This is a genomic window from Kitasatospora sp. NRRL B-11411 (assembly GCF_000721345.1).
In the GTDB taxonomy this organism is placed as follows: domain Bacteria; phylum Actinomycetota; class Actinomycetes; order Streptomycetales; family Streptomycetaceae; genus Kitasatospora; species Kitasatospora cineracea.
The window spans coordinates 22254-39890 of record NZ_JOGH01000003.1 but is presented as its reverse complement, the minus strand read 5'-3'; the positions used below and the strand labels follow the sequence as shown (position 1 = coordinate 39890).

Annotated in this window: 15 protein-coding genes; 9 read left to right on the top strand and 6 right to left on the bottom strand. The window is 74.7% G+C overall.

What is annotated here, in order from left to right; translation table 11 throughout:
- Position 1: 1 nt before the first annotated feature.
- Entirely contained in the window at positions 2-979 is a 978-nt protein-coding gene (locus IH44_RS0102580) for an ABC transporter ATP-binding protein (protein ID WP_030457704.1), read from the bottom strand.
- Positions 980-1075: 96 nt separating this feature from the next.
- Between IH44_RS0102580 and IH44_RS0102575 the strand changes: the two genes are divergently transcribed.
- Positions 1076-1867, top strand: a complete 792-nt coding sequence (locus IH44_RS0102575) for an alpha/beta fold hydrolase (protein ID WP_030457703.1) — start codon at positions 1076-1078, stop codon at positions 1865-1867.
- Between the two features lie 94 nt (positions 1868-1961).
- Here IH44_RS0102575 and IH44_RS0102570 read toward each other — a convergent pair whose 3' ends face one another.
- The 3 genes from IH44_RS0102570 to mce form a co-directional block, all read right to left on the bottom strand.
- Positions 1962-2891: a cellulose-binding protein gene (locus IH44_RS0102570; protein WP_030457702.1), complete on the bottom strand. Its 930-nt coding sequence runs from the start codon at positions 2889-2891 to the stop codon at positions 1962-1964.
- A gap of 108 nt (positions 2892-2999) precedes the next feature.
- Positions 3000-7415, bottom strand: a complete 4416-nt coding sequence (locus tag IH44_RS49300; protein WP_035953680.1) for a hypothetical protein — start codon at positions 7413-7415, stop codon at positions 3000-3002.
- 348 nt (positions 7416-7763) lie between these two features.
- Positions 7764-8198 carry a methylmalonyl-CoA epimerase gene (gene mce, locus IH44_RS0102560; RefSeq protein WP_030457700.1) on the bottom strand — a complete coding sequence of 145 codons (435 nt, stop codon included), beginning with the start codon at positions 8196-8198 and terminating at the stop codon, positions 7764-7766.
- 243 nt (positions 8199-8441) lie between these two features.
- Here mce and IH44_RS0102555 point away from each other — a divergent pair, with 243 nt between their 5' ends.
- Together IH44_RS0102555 and meaB are read left to right on the top strand one after the other, a co-directional pair.
- Positions 8442-9632: an acetyl-CoA C-acetyltransferase gene (locus tag IH44_RS0102555; protein WP_030457699.1), complete on the top strand. Its 1191-nt coding sequence runs from the start codon at positions 8442-8444 to the stop codon at positions 9630-9632.
- A gap of 90 nt (positions 9633-9722) precedes the next feature.
- Complete coding sequence (gene meaB / locus IH44_RS0102550) at positions 9723-10676, top strand: methylmalonyl Co-A mutase-associated GTPase MeaB (protein WP_030457698.1); 954 nt, start codon at positions 9723-9725, stop codon at positions 10674-10676.
- 9 nt (positions 10677-10685) lie between these two features.
- On the opposite strand, the gene IH44_RS0102545 is transcribed toward meaB, so the two are convergent.
- Entirely contained in the window at positions 10686-11207 is a 522-nt protein-coding gene (locus tag IH44_RS0102545; protein WP_030457697.1) for a MarR family winged helix-turn-helix transcriptional regulator, read from the bottom strand.
- A gap of 190 nt (positions 11208-11397) precedes the next feature.
- Here IH44_RS0102545 and IH44_RS0102540 point away from each other — a divergent pair, with 190 nt between their 5' ends.
- The 6 genes from IH44_RS0102540 (at position 11398) to IH44_RS0102515 (ending at position 16404) form a co-directional block, all read left to right on the top strand.
- Positions 11398-12378, top strand: a complete 981-nt coding sequence (locus IH44_RS0102540; protein WP_051816474.1) for an MBL fold metallo-hydrolase — start codon at positions 11398-11400, stop codon at positions 12376-12378.
- Positions 12379-12431: 53 nt separating this feature from the next.
- Positions 12432-13829 (top strand): ATP-binding protein, encoded by a 1398-nt coding sequence (locus IH44_RS0102535; protein ID WP_051816473.1) that lies wholly within the window; start codon positions 12432-12434, stop codon positions 13827-13829.
- On the top strand, positions 13826-14245 hold the full coding sequence (locus IH44_RS0102530; protein WP_030457694.1) for a roadblock/LC7 domain-containing protein: 420 nt from the start codon (positions 13826-13828) through the stop codon (positions 14243-14245). The genes IH44_RS0102535 and IH44_RS0102530 overlap by 4 nt, the downstream gene beginning before the upstream one ends.
- Positions 14242-14610 carry a DUF742 domain-containing protein gene (locus tag IH44_RS0102525; protein ID WP_030457693.1) on the top strand — a complete coding sequence of 123 codons (369 nt, stop codon included), beginning with the start codon at positions 14242-14244 and terminating at the stop codon, positions 14608-14610. The genes IH44_RS0102530 and IH44_RS0102525 overlap by 4 nt, the downstream gene beginning before the upstream one ends.
- 70 nt (positions 14611-14680) lie before the next feature.
- Positions 14681-15229, top strand: a complete 549-nt coding sequence (locus IH44_RS0102520; RefSeq protein WP_030457692.1) for an ATP/GTP-binding protein — start codon at positions 14681-14683, stop codon at positions 15227-15229.
- Positions 15226-16404 carry a cytochrome P450 gene (locus IH44_RS0102515; RefSeq protein WP_030457691.1) on the top strand — a complete coding sequence of 393 codons (1179 nt, stop codon included), beginning with the start codon at positions 15226-15228 and terminating at the stop codon, positions 16402-16404. Before IH44_RS0102520 ends, IH44_RS0102515 begins: the two co-directional genes overlap by 4 nt.
- A gap of 267 nt (positions 16405-16671) precedes the next feature.
- Here the strand turns inward: IH44_RS0102515 and IH44_RS0102510 are convergent, their stop codons facing one another.
- Positions 16672-17520, bottom strand: a complete 849-nt coding sequence (locus IH44_RS0102510) for an AIM24 family protein (protein WP_051816493.1) — start codon at positions 17518-17520, stop codon at positions 16672-16674.
- Between the last annotated feature and the right edge of the window lie 117 nt (positions 17521-17637).

Genomic DNA, 17637 nt, shown 5'->3' with positions numbered 1-17637 from the left:
CTCAGCTCTCCTTTCCGGACTTGCGCCCGTTCCAGCCCTCGCCCCAGGCGGCGGGCGGCTGCTCGGGGGTCGCCCCGGCCCCCATGTGGTACTCCACCGAACTCGCGGTCATCTGCATGAACGCCTCCTCCAGCGACGCCTGCTGCGGGCTCAGCTCGTGCAGGGTGACGCCGTGCGCGGCGGCCAGGTCGCCGAGGAAGGCCGGGTCGCCGTCGACGACCTCCCAGGAGCCGTCGGGGCCGCTCTCGGCCCGCAGGCCGGCGCCGTGCAGGGCGTTCAGCAGCTGTTCCTGGTGGGGCGTGCGCAGGCGGACCGCGGAGCGGGAGTTGCGCTTGATGAACTCGGCCATCGGGAGGTCGGCGAGCAGCCGGCCGCGGCCGATCACCACCAGGTGGTCGGCGGTCAGCGCCATCTCGCTCATCAGGTGGGAGGAGACGAAGACGGTGCGGCCCTCGGAGGCCAGGCGCTTCATCAGGTTGCGGATCCACAGGATGCCCTCGGGGTCGAGGCCGTTCACCGGCTCGTCGAACATCAGGGTCTGCGGGTCGGCCAGCAGTGCGGAGGCGATGCCCAGGCGCTGGCCCATGCCGAGCGAGAAGCCGCGGGCGCGCTTCCTGGCCACCGCGGTCAGGCCGACCAGGTCGAGCACCTCGTCGACCCGGCCGCGCGGCACCCGGTTGGACTGGGCCAGCCAGAGCAGGTGGTCGTACGCGGTGCGGCCGGGGTGGACGGCCTTGGCCTCCAGCAGGGCGCCGATCTGCCGCAGCGGGTCCTGGATCCCGGAGTAGTGCCTGCCGTTGATGGTGACCTCGCCGCCGGTCGGGTGGTCGAGGTCGAGGATCATGCGCATGGTGGTGGACTTGCCGGCGCCGTTCGGTCCGAGGAAGCCGGTCACCACGCCCTCCGGGATCCGGAAGCTCAGATCGTCGACGGCCAACTTGTCGCCATAACGCTTCGTCAGGTGGTGCAACTCGATCATCTGCCGCTCCTTGGTCTGGAGCCAGGTTATGGCAAAAAGCGGATGAATCGGACAACCTGCGTCCGGGGCGTGCCCGGCGGGCCCTACGGTGGAACCATGACCTCGTCCAGCGCGCCGGCCGTCCGCGAGAACGGCACCGGCACCCCGCTCGTCCTGCTGCACGCCTTCCCGCTCTCCGCGCGGATGTGGGAGGTCCAACTGGAGCGCGTCCCCGGCCCGGCCGGGGACGACGCCCGGGTGATCGCGCCGGACCAGCGCGGCTTCGGCACCGCCCCGCTCGGCGACCTGCCCCCGTCGCTGGACACCGCCGCCGACGACCTGGCCGACCTGCTGGACGCGCTCGGCGTCGAACGGGCCGTCCTGGCCGGCCTGTCGATGGGCGGCTACGTGGCGATGGCCTTCGCCCGCCGCCACCCCGGCCGGCTGGCCGGACTCGTCCTCGCCGACACCAAGGCCACCACCGACACCGACGCCGCCCGCGCCAACCGGGAGCGGATCGCCGCCGCCGTCCTGGAGCGCGGCAGCGTCGAGCTGCTCATCGAGGAGCAGATGGCGGAGAAGCTGCTCGCCCCCGGCACCGACCCCGAACTCACCGACGCGGTACGGCGGATGATCGCCGAGGCCGACCCGGCCGCGGTCGCCTGGGCGCAGCGCGCGATGGCCGCCCGCCCCGACTCGCTGGACGAACTGGCCGCCCTGGACGTCCCCGCCGCGGTCATCGTCGGCGAACTCGACACCGTCACCCCGCTCAGCGAGGCCCGGATGATGGCCGAGGCGCTCTCCGACGCCGAACTGACCGTCATCCCGGCGGTCGGCCACCTCTCCTCGCTGGAGGCCCCCGAGACCTTCAACACCGCCGTCCGGGCCCTGCTCAAGCGGGTCAAGTAGCCGGACGGCCGCCGGAACGCGCCGAGGGGGCCCGGAGCACGAGCTCCGGGCCCCCTCGGGCCGTTCTGGACTTCAGCGGTGTCCGGACAGGGTGTCAGCGCGACTGCTGCGCCGGCACGCCCAGCGAGTCGTCGGTCGGCTGGGAGGCCGCCGCGACCGCCGCACCGGTCAGCGTGGCCAGCATCTCGCGCACGTTGGTCAGCTGGGCGTTGATCGAGTCGCGGCGGTTGGTGAGCGCCGCCAGCTCGCGCTCCGACTCGCTGCGGACCCGGTCGGCCTTCGCGTTGGCGTCGGCCACGATGTCCTCGGCCTGGCGCTGCGCCGTCTCGATGGTCTGCCGGGAGCGGCGCTCCGCGTCGGTGCGCAGCTTCTCGGCCTCCAGGCGCAGCTGCTCCGCCCGGTGCTCGATCTCGGCCAGGCGCTTCTCCGCCTTGGCCTGACGGGCCGCCAGGTCGCGCTCGGACTGCTCCCGGCGCTTGGCCAGGTTGGTCTCGAACTCCAGGGCGGCCTGGGCGGCCTTGGTGCGGGTCTCCTCGAAGAGGGCGTCCGCCTCCTCGCGCTTGTTCTGCGCGTCCTTGTTGGCCTCGGCCCGCAGCTGCGCCGCGTCCGACTTGGCCTTGTCGACGATCCGCAGGCCCTCGTCCTCCGCCTTGGCCTTGCGGTCCTTGGCGTAGTTCTCGGCCTCGGTGCGGACCTGCTGCGCGGCGGCCTCGGCCAGCTCGCGGTGCTGCTCGGCGGCGCGGTGCGCCTCGTCGCGCAGGTCCTTGGCCTCCTCCTCGGCGAGGCGGAGGATCTTCTCGACGCGGGCACCGAGGCCGGCGTACGAGGGCTCCGCGTCGGTGACCGCGGCCTGGGCCGTCTGGGTCTCCAGGTGGAGTTCCTCGATGCGCTTCTCCAGCGCGCTGATCCGGGAGAGCGCGCTGTCTCGGTCGGCCACCAGCTTGGCGATCCGCTCGTCGACCTGGGCGCGCTCGTACCCACGGCGTACCAGGTCGAAGCCGTGCGGGGAGTGACTGTCGCTCATGGGATTTCTGGGCTTCCTGTCGTCAAACCGCTGAGATGGTTGAGGGAATCCTGACACGGTACCGGAGTGTCAACGGCGAAACGCCGTCGGTTCGCGGACAATGTCCGCTCAATCGGGTGGCGCGCCCCCGGAGCGATTGCCTCCCGACCGCGGAGAGCCCACTCCGGCACCTGCCTTGGGCCCTCCGTCCTTCTTGCTTCCCCCGTTGCCGTGGGCCGACGCGGCGGGCGCCTCGAACGCCTCCAACGCCGACAGCACGTCCTGGACCCGAGAGATCTCGGTGTTGATGTCCTTGCGCCGACGGACCAGCTCGTCCAACTCCCGCTGGCCCTCGTCGGTCACGCGCTTGGCCTCGGACTTCGCCTCGGCGAGGATCCGCTCGCTCTCCTCCGCGGCCAGCCGCAGCTGCTCCTCGGCGTCCGAACCGGCCCGGCGGATCCGCTTCTCGGCCTCCTCGTCGGCACGCTTGAGCCGGGACGCCGCCTCGTCGGCCGCCGCCTCCAACTGCTCCTCGGACTCCATCTCGGCGGCCTTGAGCTTCGCCTCCGCCTTGATGATCAGCGCCTCGGCCCGGGTGGTGGAGTCGGCCAGCTTGTTCTCGGCCTCCTTGAGCAGCGTCTCGGCCTTGCGCACCGCGGCGATCCGCACCCGGCCCGCCTCCGCGGACGCCTCCGACGTCAGCTCGGACACCCGGGACTCGGCCGCCGCGATCAGCTCCGCGGCCCGCTCCTCGGCCTCCGCGACCTGCGCCTGCGCCTGCTCCTCGGCCTCGGTCAGCTGCTCCTGGGCCGCCGTCACCAGCGCGTCCACCCGCTCGCCGGCGGACTTCATCGCCTGCGCGTTCTCCTTGCGGGCCCGCTCGTGCAGCGCCTCGATCTCGGCGTCGGTGCGCTCGCGCAGCTCCTCGGCCCGCTCGCGGATCGCCGTGGAGTCCCGCCGGGCCTCCGAGAGCAGCGCGTCCGCGTCCGAACGGGCCTTCTCCACCTCGGCCTTGCCCTGCGCCTCGGCCTCGGCGCGCAGCCGCTCCGCCTCCTGGCGGGCCGCCGACACCATCGCGTCGGACTGCTCCTCGGCGGCCGCGGCCACCGCCAGCGCCTCCGCCTGGGCCTCCTCGCCGAGCTGCTCGGCGTCCGCGAACGCCTTCTCCAGCACCGACTTCGCCTGCTCGCGGGTCGCCTTGTCGTACGCCTCGGCGGCCTCCCGGGTCTCCCGGTCGAAGGACTCGGCCCGGCCGCGGATGTCCGCGTCGAAGTCCTCCGCCAGCGTCCGGGTCGCCAGCGCGTACTCCTCGGCGTCCGAGCGCAGCGCGGCCGACCGCTCCTCGGCCTCCGCCAGCGCCGCCGCCGCCAACTCCTCCGCCTCGGCCAGCACGCGCTGTCCGGCGGCCTCCGCCTCGGCCCGCTGCTGCTGCACGAACTCCGCGACCGCGGCCCGCAGTTCGGCGCTCTCCCGCTCCGCGGTGGCCCGCAGCTCGCGGTCGTACGCCTCGGCGCTCTCGCGCAGCTCGGTGCTCTCCCGCTCGGCCGCGGCCCGCAGCTCGGCGATCTGCCCGGTGGCCTTCTCGTGCATGCCCGCCACCGACTGGCGGACCTCGGCGGCCTCCTGCTCGGCCGCCGCGACCAGCTCGGCGGCCCGCGCCTCGCCGTTCGCCCGCAGCTGCTCGGCGGCGTGCTCGGCCCGCTCGCGCAGCTCCGCGGTCTCCCGCTCGGCGGTCGCCCGCAGCTCGCGGTCGTACGCCTCGGCGCTCTCCCGCAGTTCGGTGCTCTCGCGCTCGGCGGTGGCGCGCAGCTCGGTGGTCTCGCGTTCGGCGGCGGCCCGCAGTTCGCGGTCGTACGCCTCGGCGGCGGTGCGCTGCTCGGTGGTCTCGTGCTCGGCCCGCTCGCGCAGTTCGGCGGTCTCCCGCTCGGCGGCGGCCCGCAGCTCGGCGGTCTCGCGCTCGGCGGTCGCGCGCAGTTCGGCGGTCTCGCGGTCGGCGGTGGCGCGCAGTTCGCGGTCGTAGCCCTCGGCCTCCTCGCGCAGCCGGGCCGCCTCGGCCCGGTCGGCGGCGGCCTCGGTGCCCAGGGCGGCGGCGTCCGCGCGGGCGGCGGCCAGGGCCTGCTCGGCCTCGGTGCGCAGCCGCTCGGCGTCCTGCTCGGCGTCGGCGCGGGCCCGGGCGGCGTCGGTGGCGGCGCTCTCGCGCAGCGCGGCGGCCTCGGTGCGGGCGGCCTCGCGGACCTGCTCGGCCTCGCCGTCGGCGGCCTCCCGGACGGCGGCGGCCTCGGCCAGCTTCTCGGCGGTCTGCGCCTGGTCGCGCTCCAGGTTGGCGCGGGCGGCCTCGCGGGCGGCGGCGGCCTCCTCGCGCAGCGCCTCGGCGGCGGCCTCGGCCCGCTGGGCGACGGCGCGGGCGGCGTCCTCGGCGTCGGCGCGGAGGATCCGGCCGGCCTCCTCGGCTTCGGCGCGGTGCTGCTCGGCCCACTGGGCGGTGTCGGCCCGCAGCGCCTCGGCGGCGGCGTCGGCCTCGGCCCGGACGGTGGCGGCCGCGGCGGCGGCCTGCTCGCGCAGCTCGGCGCCGTGCCGTTCGGCGGCGGCCCGGGTCTCCTCGGCGGCGGCCTCGGCCGCGGCCAGCTTCTCGGCGCGGGCCTGCTCGGCGGCGGCGGTGATCTTCTCGCCCTCGGCGCGGGCCCGGGCCAGGGTCTGCTCGGCCCGGCCCTGGACGGCGGCGGCCTGCTCGCGGGCCTCCGCGCGCAGCCGCTCGACCTCCTCGCCGACGCCCGAACGCAGCGCGTCCGCATCGGACTTGGCGCTGGTCAGCAGCTCCTCGGCCTGCTTCGCGGACTCCTCGATCTGCACCGCGGCCTGCCGGCGGGCCTCGGCCCGGACCCGTTCGGCCTCGGCCTCGGCGGTGGAGCGCTGCTCCTCGGCCTGCTCGCGGGCCCGGGCGGCGTCGGCCTGCATCCGCTCCAGCTGCTCGCGGATCGAGGCGGCGTCCTCCATGGCGGCGTTCTGCGCCTGCTCGACGGCCTCGCGGGCCTGCTCCAGCAGGGTGCCGGCCTCGGACTTGGCGTGCTCGACCAGCCGTTCGGCCTCGGCGGCGGCCTCGCTGCGGGTGGACTCGGCGTCGTTGCCCGCCCGGGCGAGCACCTCCTCGGCCTGCTTGGCGGCCCGGGCCAGCCGCAGCGCGGCGTCCTTGGCGCCCTCGGCCCGGCCGGCCTCCTCGGCCTCGGTGCGGATCCGTTCGGCCTCGGCGGCGGCCTCCTCGCGCAGCCGGGCGGCCTCGGCCTCGGTGGCGGCCCGGCGCTCGGCGATCTCCGCCTCGGCCTCGGCGCGCAGCTCGTTGGCGACCGACTCGGCGGCGCCGCGCAGGCGCTCGCTCTCCTCGCGGGCGGCGGCCTTGGCGGCGTCCGCCTCGGCCTGCACGGTGGCGGCGGCGGAGCGGATCAGGTCGGCCTCGCGGGTGGCGGCGGCCACCATCTTGGCGATCTCGGCGCGGGCGGTGGCGGAGCGCTGCTCGCTGGCGGCGGCGCCGTCGGCGACCTTGCGCTCGGCCTCGCTGGTGGCCTCGGCCTGCAGGCGCTGGGCGGCGGCGGTGGCCTCCTCGCGCATCCGGGCGGCCTCGGCGCGGGCCCGCTCGGTCTCGGCCAGGGCCTCGGCGCGCAGCCGCTCTATCTCGGCCTGGGCGCCGGCCAGGGCGGCCGCGGCGCGCTCCTGGTCGGCGCGGGCCTGCTGCTTGAGGGTGGTGATCTCGGCCTCGGCGGCGGCGAGCTTCTGCTCGGCGGCGGCGTGCGCGTCGGCGAGCTGCTGCTGGGCGGCGCCGAGGGCGGCGGCGCGGTGCTCCTCGGCCTGGGCGCCGGTCTGCTGGGCCTGCTCGGAGGCGGCGCGCAGCAGGCGCTCGGCGTCGGTCTGGGCGCGCAGCAGGGCGGCCTCGGCCTGGGCCTGGGCCTCGCCGCGGGCGGCGTCCACGTCGGCGGCGGTCTGGGCGCGGGCCTGGTCGGCGAGGGCGGCGGCCTCGGCGCGGACGGCGGCCATCATCCGGTCGGCCTCGGCGCGGGCCTCCTGCAGCAGGCGCTGGGCCTCCTGCTCGGTGCCGGCGCGGGTCTGCTCCGCCCAGCTGACGTTCTCGTTGACGTGGCGCTCGGCGGCGGCCCGGAACTCGGCGAGCTCCTCCTCCAGCCGGCGGCGCCGGGCGTTGAACTCGGCCTCCAGCTGGGCGGTGCGCTCGGCGGCCTCGGCCAGCATCCGCTGGGTGGCGGCCTGCGACTCGCGCACGGCGCGCTCGGCGTCCGCGCGCAGCGCCTCGGCCTGCATCTCGGCGTTGCGCAGGACCTGTTCGGCCTGGCCGGAGACGGAGTCGAAGGCGCGCGGCTGGGCGAGCTGCCGGCGGGCCTCGTGCAGCTTGGCCCGGAGGACCTCCACCTGGTAGGCGAGGTCGTCGGCGTGCTCGATGGTCTTGTCCCGCTCCTTGCGGGCCTTCTCCAGCTCGGCCTCGAACTTGGAGAGGTGATCCTCAGCCTCGTAGCGGTCGTAGCCCCGCACTCCGCGGTCCATCCATCTCCTGGTCGCGTCCTCGACCGGGCCGCTCCGCCCCCGTGGTCCACGGGCGGATCGGTTGGTCCTTGCCGTCGCTCCGCCGTCCGGGTGGACCCGGGAGCGAAATGTTGCCTCTGGAGAATGGTGACAGATCCGAACGGCGACCGTCCGGCCGTGCCCGCGTCGTGGACTCCCCTGCGGTGCGCGGACCGGAGGTACCAGCGCACCTGGGCATTGTAGTGGGAGCCGCTCCCGGGGGAATGGGGGCGAGGTGCTTTTCGGAAGTTACCGACCGGTTCGTTACCGGCCGGACGGCCCCCGTACCCGCCCCGTACCCGGTGCGTACCCGCTCTCGACCGGCTCCGGTCAGTGCTCGGACGGCTCCGCGCTGGTGACCAGTTCGGTCAGCACGCCGCCGCAGTCCTTGGGGTGCAGGAAGGTGATCCGGGAGCCCATCGACCCCCGCCGCGGCTCGTCGTACAGCACCCGCACGCCCTTGCCCGCGATCGCGGCCGCGTCGGCGTCCACGTCGGCGGTGCCGAACGCGATGTGGTGCACGCCCTCGCCGTTCTTGGCCAGCCACTTGGCCACCGTGGAGTCCTCCCGGGTCGGCTCCAGCAGCTGCAGGTAGGAGGCCCCGCCGTCCCCGGTGTCGTTGATCTTCAGCATCGCCTCGCGCACCCCCTGCTCCTCGTTGACCTCGCTGTGGAACACCTCGAAGCCGTAGGCGGAGCGGTAGAACTCGACCGTCCGGTCCAGGTCGAAGCAGGCGATGCCGATGTGGTCGATGCGGGTCAGCACGGTGTCCTCCGGAGGGTGCGGACGGTGAGGGATGGCACCCAGTGCAGCGCATCGCGCCGACCGGACGCCAGCGGGCCGCGCTGCGAGCCTGCTCACACGTCCCCGCCCGGTTCCGGCACAGTGTTCACTGGGAAGTGCCAGTAGCGCTGATCACATCGTCCCGGCGGTGACGCAGAGGTGACCGATCAGTACATTGACCGCATCCCCCGTACCCTCTGGTCCGACGCGCGAAGGGGCTCGTCCATGACTACTTCTGTGATCGTCGCAGGTGCCCGCACCCCGATGGGGCGGCTGCTCGGCTCGCTCAAGGGATTCTCCGGCGCCGAGCTGGGCGGCTTCGCCATCAAGGCCGCGCTGGAGCGGGCCGGGATCACCGGCGGGCAGGTGCAGTACGTGATCATGGGACAGGTGCTGCAGGCCGGCGCGGGGCAGATCCCGGCGCGGCAGGCGGCGGTCAAGGCCGGCATCCCGATGAGCGTCCCGGCGCTGAGCATCAACAAGGTCTGCCTCTCCGGGCTGGACGCGATCGCGCTGGCCGACCAGCTGATCCGGGCCGGGGAGTTCGACATCGTGGTGGCCGGCGGCCAGGAGTCGATGACCAACGCCCCGCACCTGCTGCCGAAGTCCCGCGAGGGCTTCAAGTACGGCGCGATCGGCATGCTCGACGCGATGGCCCACGACGGCCTGACCGACGCCTACGAGAACATCCCGATGGGCGAGTCCACCGAGAAGCACAACACCCGCCTGGGCATCACCCGCGACGTGCAGGACGCGATCGCGGCCGCCTCGCACCAGCGCGCCGCCAAGGCCCAGGCCGACGGCGTGTTCGAGGCCGAGATCACCCCGGTGCCGATCCCGCAGCGCAAGGGCGAGCCGGTGCTGTTCAGCCAGGACGAGGGCATCCGCGCCGACACCACCGTCGAGGGCCTGGCCAAGCTGCGCCCGGCCTTCGCCAAGGACGGCACGATCACGGCCGGCACCTCCTCGCAGATCTCCGACGGCGCCGCCGCGGTCGTGGTGATGAGCAAGGCCAAGGCCGAGGAGCTGGGCCTGACCTGGATCGCCGAGATCGGCGCGCACGGCAACGTCGCGGGCCCGGACAACTCGCTGCAGTCGCAGCCGTCCAACGCGATCAAGCACGCCCTCGCCAAGGAGGGCCTGGAGGTCGGGGACCTCGACCTGATCGAGATCAACGAGGCGTTCGCCGCCGTCGCCCACCAGTCGATGAAGGACCTCGGCGTGGACGACTCGATCGTCAACGTCAACGGCGGCGCGATCGCGCTCGGCCACCCGATCGGCATGTCCGGCGCCCGCGTGGTGCTGCACCTGGCGCTGGAGCTGCAGCGCCGCGGCGGCGGGGTCGGCGCGGCCGCGCTGTGCGGCGGCGGCGGCCAGGGCGACGCGCTGATCGTCAAGGTCCCCGCGCAGGGCTGACCTGAATCCCGGGAAACCCCAGGACCCCCGTCGGGCCGCGCGTGCGGCCCGGCGGGGCGTCCGTCTTTCTGCTGCGAGGAGCGATTTTCGATGGCCGATGTGGCGACGCTGGTCGAGCAGGCCCGGCAGGGCCGTCCCCGGGCGGTGGCCCGGCTGATCACGCTGGTGGAGAACGCCGCGCCCGAACTGCGCGAGGTGATGGCGGCGCTCGCCCCGTACAGCGGGCGGGCCTACACGGTGGGCCTGACCGGCTCGCCCGGGGTGGGCAAGTCCACCTCCACCTCGGCGCTGGTGAGCGCCTACCGCCGGCTCGGCAAGCGGGTCGGGGTGCTGGCCGTCGACCCGTCCTCGCCGTTCTCCGGCGGGGCGCTGCTCGGCGACCGGGTGCGGATGCAGGAGCACGCCACCGACCCGGAGGTGTTCATCCGCTCGATGGCCACCCGCGGCCACCTCGGCGGCCTGGCCTGGGCCGCCCCGCAGGCGCTGCGGGTGCTGGACGGGGCCGGCTGCGACGTGATCCTGGTGGAGACCGTCGGCGTCGGGCAGTCCGAGGTGGAGGTCGCCGCGCAGGCCGACACCTCGGTGGTGCTGCTGGCCCCCGGCATGGGCGACGGCATCCAGGCCGCCAAGGCGGGCATCCTGGAGATCGGCGACGTGTTCGTGGTCAACAAGGCCGACCGGGACGGCGCGGACGCCACCGCCCGCGAGCTCAACCACATGCTCGGCCTGGGGGAGTCCCGGCAGGCGGGCGACTGGCGGCCGCCGATCGTCAAGACCGTGGCGGCCCGCGGCGAGGGCGTGGACGAGCTCGTCGAGGCGCTGGAGAAGCACCGCGGCTGGCTGGCCGAGACCGGCGAGCTGGACGCCCGCCGCCGGCGCCGGGCCGCCCAGGAGGTCGAGGCGATCACGCTGGCCGCGCTGCGCGCCCGGATCGGCGACCTGCGCGGCGACCGGCACCTGGACGCGCTGGCCGGGCAGGTCGCGGCGGGCGAGCTCGACCCGTACGCGGCGGCCGACCGGCTGGTGGCCGAACTGACCTCCTGAGGCTGCCGGTCAGCCCCGGCCGCGGAGCCCGCGCAGGTGCTCGGCGATCGGGGCCAGGGCCGCGTACAGCGCGTCCAGCTGCTCGTCGGTGAGCCGGTCGATGAAGTGCTCGCGGACGCTGCGGACGTGGTCCGGGGCGACCTTGCGGAGCGTCTCCCAGCCGTGCTCGGTCAGGTGCGCGTACAGGCCGCGGCGGTCGCCCGGGCACTCCTGGCGCAGCACCAGGCCGGCCGTCTCCATCCGGGTGATCTGGTGCGAGAGCCGGCTCTTGGACTGCAGGGTGGCGGTGGCCAGGTCGGTCATCCGCATCCGGCGGTCCGGGGACTCGGAGAGCACCACCAGGATCTCGTAGTCGTTGATGGCGAGGTTGTGCGCCTGCAGCTCCCGGCTCAGCTGGTGGTCGAGCAGCTTGCCGACCTCCAGGTGGGCGCGCCAGAACCGCTGCTCGCGGGCGTCGAGCCACGGGGTGTCCGCCTCGCCGTCCCGGCGGGAGGCGGGGACCGCGGGCGCTTCGGTCACAGGGTTGTCCATGCGGCCGAGTATAGCCGAAGTTGTTCAATGTTGTACGAATTCACCACCCGGACCGCCGCGCCCGACCGCGGTCTGGACCGAGTGCTCCGCCCACGCACCACCGCCGCCCCACCCGGCCGGATCCGGCCGCTCGTGGCCAATTCCCGGCCCGGAGTCAAACGGTGACACAGAGTTGGGCATAATCGCGCCCATGACGACGCGGAGCGCGCACTTCCATTCGATAGCCGACGGTATATACGCATGGCAGCCGCAGCAACGTGGTTGGGGACTGGCCAACTGCGGCCTGGTCACCGCCGGCGGCTCCGCGCTGTGGATCGACACCCCCTACGACCGCACCCTGGCCGGCGAGTTCCTGGAGCGCACCCGCGCCGTCCTCGCCCCCGGCACCGAGGTCGGCCGGATCGTGGTCACCCACGCCAACGGCGACCACCTCTGGGGCGCCGGCGTCCTGCCCGACGCCGAGGTCATCACCACCCGCGAGGCCCTGCACCACATCGCCTACGAGCCGACCCCCGAGCAGCAGCACGCCCTGCTGCAGAACCTCGACAAGGACGACGACACCGGCGCCTACCTGCACGAGCACTTCGGCTGCTTCAACTGGGCCGACACCCCGCCGGTCGTCCCCGACACCGTCTTCACCGGCGAACTCGACCTGCGCGTCGGCGACATCCCGGTGCAGATCAGCAGCCTCCCGCCGGCCCACACCAGCGGCGACCTGATCGTCCACCTGCCCACCCGCTCCACCGTCTTCACCGGCGACATCGTCTTCGGCTCCACCGCCGAGCGCCCCGGCGACCACCCCGTGCACTGGGCCGGCCCGCTCGGCAACGTCATCGACGCCGTCGAACGGCTGCTCGACACCGGCGCCGAGACCGTCGTCCCCGGCCACGGCCCGCTGCTCACCCGCGCCGACCTGCGCGCCCACGCCGGCTACCTGCGCTACGTCCGCGACCGCGCGCACGCCCTGCACGCCGCCGGCCGCACCGCCGCCGAAGCCGCCCGGGCCGTCATCGACGAGGCCCGCTACCCCGAACTCGGCCTCCCCGAACGGCTGCTGGTCACCATCGGCACCGAGTACCGGCACCTCGACGGCGCCGAACCCCCCGCCATGCTCGAGGTCGTCGGCCGGATGGCCGGCCTGGCCCGGCAGCGCGCCGCCCGCACCGCCTGAACCGACCCCAGCACCCCCCCTCCGACCCCAGCGACGACTTCCCCGAGGACCCCATGGTCGAGATCGTGCTCGCCCTGCTGGCCGGTGCCGCGCTGACCGCAGGACCCCTGCTCTGGTCGGCCCGGCGGGCCACCCGCACCGCCCGGGTCGCCACCCAGCGCGCCACCGAGGCCGAGACCCGCGCCCAGGGCGCCGAAGTCCGCGCCCGGGCCGCCGAGGACCGCGCCCGCACCGGCGAGGAACGCGCCCGCACGGCCGACGGTCGGGCCCACGCCGCCGAGGCCCGGCACACCCTCGCCGAAGCCCGGCTGGCCACCGCCGTCCGCGAACTCACCCACCTCGCGCACGAACGCCTGCCCGCCGCCGCCACCGCGCTCACCCACCCCCGCACCCCCGTCCCCGGCCCGCTCGACACCGGCACCGGCCACGAGGAACTGCACCGCGCCCTGGACGCCGTCCTGGGCACCGCCGTCCGCGCCGCGCTCGCCGAACGCGAACGCACCGACGCCGCCGCCCGGGCCGCCCTGCGCGGCGCCGCCTCCAAGATCCAGGCGCTGCTGATCCAGGTCCGCTCGCTGCTGGAGGAGATCCAGCTCACCGTCGACGACCCCCGGATGCTCGCCCTCGACTTCCGCAACGAACTCACCCTGCGCCGGGTCCAGTCCCTCGCCGTGCTCTCCGGCGCCTGGCCCGGCATGACCCGGGAGGACTCCCCGCTCGCCGAACTCTGCGTCGGCGCGCAGTCCCGGGTGGCCGGCTACGCCCGCGTCGAGATCACCAACCACCTGCGCGAACCCCGGCTCGCGGTGGCCGCCCGGGCCGCCGAACCCGTCGCCATCGCGCTCGCCGAGATCCTCGGCAACGCCACCGCCTACTCGCACCCCGAGACCCGGGTCGTGGTCTCCGTCGAACAGGGCAGCTCCGGCGCCCTGGTCGTGGTCGACGACATGGGCGTCGGCATGGAGCCCGACCAGCTCGAACGGGCCCGCGACCTGCTCGACGGCCAGGCCGAGGTGCTGCTCACCGAACTCGGCGACCCGCCGCAGGCCGGCTTCGCGGTGATCGGCCTGCTCTGCCGCCAGTTCGGCTTCGGCTGCCGGGTCGAACCCTCCCCGTACGGCGGCGTCCGCGCCATCCTGCGGCTGCCCGCCGACCTGCTCACCCTCACCGACCCGGCCGCCCCGCTCTCCGCCCTGGCCCCCCGCCCGATCACCCAGACCGCCCCGGTGTTCGACGCGGGCGACGCCCTGCCCACCCGCAAGCGCCGCGCCCCCCGCGTCCCGCACCAGGACGCGCCGTCCCCCCTCCCCGCCCCGGCGGGCACCACCCCCGACCGGGCCCGCAGCGCGTGGTCGGCCCTCCAGTCCGGCACCGCCGCCGGACGCAGCGCCACCGACCAGGCGGCGCGCCCCGCAGGACCCGCCGCACCCGAAGGAGTCGAAACCCCGTGACCGCCCAGCTCCGCCGCCACACCGAGGACCTCTCCTGGGTCCTCACCCCGCTGCTCGACCTGCCCGGCGTCCAGAACGCCGTCATCGCCACCGGCGACGGCCTGGTCACCGGCCACTCCGCCGACCTCGGCCGGGACGGCGCCGACCGGGTCGCCGCCATGACCGCCTCGCTGCACGCCGCCGCCCGCGCTTTCACCACCGCCTTCACCGGCGCCGAGAAGGTCAAGCTCAACCAGACCGTGGTCGAGTCCGAGCACGGCTACGCCGTGGTCACCCCGGCCGGCGAGAACTCCTCGCTGGCCGTCTTCGCCCTCCCCGGCGCCGACCTCGGCACCATCGCCTACCAGATGCAGGTCCAGGTCGCCGCGCTCGCCCGGGCCCTGGCCAGCCCCGCCCGGGAAGCGAGCCACACATGACCGCCTCCCCCCGCCCGCAGGGCCCCCACCGCCGCCTGGTGCCCGCCTACCTCGCCACCCAGGGCCGCACCGCCGCGGCCGGCACCCACCGCCTGGAACGGCTCAGCGTGCTGCACGCCGCCGCCGACCTCCCGGCCGGACTCGGCGGCGAGCACCGCCAGTTATGGGAACTCGTCCGCCCCGGCGCGCTGACCGTCGCCGAGGCCGCCGCCCACCTGCGGCTGCCCGTCAGCGCGACCGTCTTCATCGCCGCCGACCTGGCCGAACGCGGCGCCCTGGCGGTCCGCGCGCCGATCCCCTCCGCCCAGCCGGTCAACCGGGACCTCGCCGAAAGGCTCCTCAGTGGACTTCGCGCCCTCAAGTAGCACCGCCACCCTGCCCGGTGACGGACCCGCGGGGGCCCCGGCCTACCTGCCCCCCACCGACCCGATCCTGATGAAACTCATGGTCACCGGGCCCTTCGGGGTCGGCAAGACCACCTTCGTGCGCACCCTGTCGGAGATCCCGACGCTGCACACCGAGGAGACCATGACCGCGGCCAGCCTCCCGGTCGACGACCTCAGCCGCACCCCCGACAAGACCGCCACCACCGTCGCCGTCGACTTCGGCCGACTCACCCTCTCCGGGGGCGAGTTCGTCCTCTACCTGTTCGGCACCCCCGGCCAGCGCCGCTTCCTCCCGCTCTGGGAGGACCTCGCCCGCGGCGCCCTCGGCGCCCTCGTGCTGGCCGACACCCGCCGGCTCGCCGACGCCTTCGACGCCATGGACCTGATCGAGGAAGCCGGCCTGCCCTACGCCGTCGCCGTCAACCGCTTCCCCGACACCCCGCCGATCGCCCTCGACGCGATCCGCGCCGCCCTCGACCTCGACCCCGCCACCCCGCTGGTCGAAGTCGACGCCCGCGAACGCGAAGGCTGCGTCGACGCCCTGATCGCCCTCACCGAGCACGTCCTGGACCGCCTCCCCCCGGAGACCGCCCCGTGACCCCCCGCACCGCCCTCTACGGGCCCCAGTTCGCCGCCGACCCGCACGCCCACTACGCCCGGCTGCGCGACCGCGGACCGCTCGCCCCCGTCGAACTCGCCCCCGGCGTCGACGCCTGGCTGGTCACCGACTACCACGTCGCCCTCGAAGTCCTCCGCGACACCGACACCTGGACCCGCGACCCGCGCCGCTGGCAGGCCACCCAGCCCGCCGACTCCCCGCTGCTCCCGCTGTTCGGCTGGCGCCCCACCGCCCTCTTCTCCGACGGCCCCGCCCACACCCGCTACCGCCAGGTCATCACCGACAGCGTCGGCATCCTCGAACCCCACCTGCTGCAACGCGACACCACCGCCGTCGCCGAACAGCTCATCGCCGAGTTCGCCGGCGGCGGCAAGGCCGACCTGCTCGCCCAGTACGCCTACCGGCTCCCGCTGCTCATCCTCACCTCCTGGTACGGCGTCCCCGACCCGGACATCGACCGGATCAGCACCGCGATGAACCGCTCCTTCGAAACCTCCACCGGCGCCGCCGCCGCGTACGCCGACCTGGTCGCCGTCATCACCGAACAGGTCGCCGACCGCCGCACCGCACCCCGGCACGACCTGATCTCCGCCTTCCTCGGCCACCCCGCCCAGCTCGCCGACGACGAGGTCGTCCGGCACATCACCCTCACCCTGATGGCCGGCCACGAACCCACCGCCAACCTGATCGCCAACGCGCTGCTGCGGATGCTCTCCGACGACCGCTACGCCGGCTCGCTGCACAGCGGCGCGATGACCGCCCACGACGCGGTCAACGAAGTGCTCTGGAACGACCCCCCGCTGTCCAACTTCTCCCCGCACTACCCCCGGCACGAGATCGTCTTCCACGGCACCCCGCTCACCCCCGAGCAGCCGGTGCTGGTCTCCTACGCCTCCGCCAACGCGCAGGCCGTGCTCACCCCCGCCGAGAGCGAGTCCCTCGGCGGCTCCTACGCTCACCTCGCCTGGGGCGCCGGCCCGCACCGCTGCCCGGCCCGCCAACCCGCCGTCCTGATGGCCGTCACCGCCATCGAGTACCTGATCAGCCGCCTCACCGACCTCCGCCTAGCCGTCCCCACCCCGGACGTCCTCTGGCGCCCGGGCCCCATCCACCGGGCCCTGGTCTCCCTCCCGGTGGAGTTCACACCCGTGTGAGACCAGCCATGCCAGCAGGGGCGCGGGGAGAACTGCCGCGCCAGACGCTGCGAAACCAGGGGCGCAGGGAGAACTGCCGCGCCAGGCCCTGCGCAAGCAGGGGCGCGGGGAACTGCGCGGCCGAGCGAGCACGCACAGCCAGATCGCCTCGTAGGACAGTGTGTTGCACTATCCCGCGAACTCGCTGACGTGCTCCTCCGCCGCGCGCAGTTCCCCGCGCCCCTGGTTTCGCGCTCACCAGGCTTCGCGCCCCCCTGGACCCCCCCGTCAGAGCCCGAAGCGCCGCCCCAGGTCCCCCAGGTTGCCGAGCCCCGCCGCCCCGCCGCCGCCGTGCTGCTGCGGGACGTTCGCGCCGGGAATGCCCGGCTCCGCGCCGACCACGCCGACGGACCTCTCGGCCATCAGCGTCTCGGAGGACTGCATCAGCACCTGCCCGGCCCCGATGAACTCGAACTGGTGCTCCTCGCCGCTGGCGCCGCCGATCCCGGTCAGGTGCCGCAGGCCGCCGAGGACGCCGTGCAGGTAGCCGTGGTCGTAGTGGTGGCAGGGCGCGGGGCAGTCGGCCCAGCCGACCAGGGCCTGCGGGTCGACCCGGATCGGGGGTTCGACGAAGTGCACCGGCCCGTTGGAGGCGGCGACGAACTTGCCGGTGCCGATCAGGGTCAGGAACCCGGGGATGATCGACTGCTTGAGCTGCAGAGTGGGCTCGAAGGCGAGCAGGTTGCCCGAGCGCACCGTCAGGTTGCCGTCCTCCAGGTCGTACGAGTTGAGGTCGTACGAGCGGTCGGCGAGCAGCAGCTTGCCCCGCCCCTCGGCGACCACCCAGTCGGCGGCGTGCAGCGGGGAGTTGAAGTTCCGTTCGAGGAGCTGGTCGAGCGCGCCGCGGCCGATCCCGGAGAAGCGCATCTCGCCGTAGTAGGCGATCATCTTGCCCTTCTGCAGGTAGTACGCGCCGTTCAGGTCGACCGAGAAGCAGTACGGGTTGACGTTGTCGTTGGCGGGCAGCGTGCCGGCGTCCCAGACCTGCGGGCCGTCGCCGCCGGGCGGCTGGAACACCGGTGCGCCGAACTGCCCGGCGGGGGGCGCCTGGTGGGGCGGCGGCACCGGGACGTGCATCCCGGCCTGGGTGGCCTGGTGGGACTGCTCGTACTGCTGCTGGGAGTACCCGGGCGGGGGGCCCTGCGGCGGGTACGGCGGGGGCTGCTGGCCGTACGGCTGCTGGCCGTAGGGCGA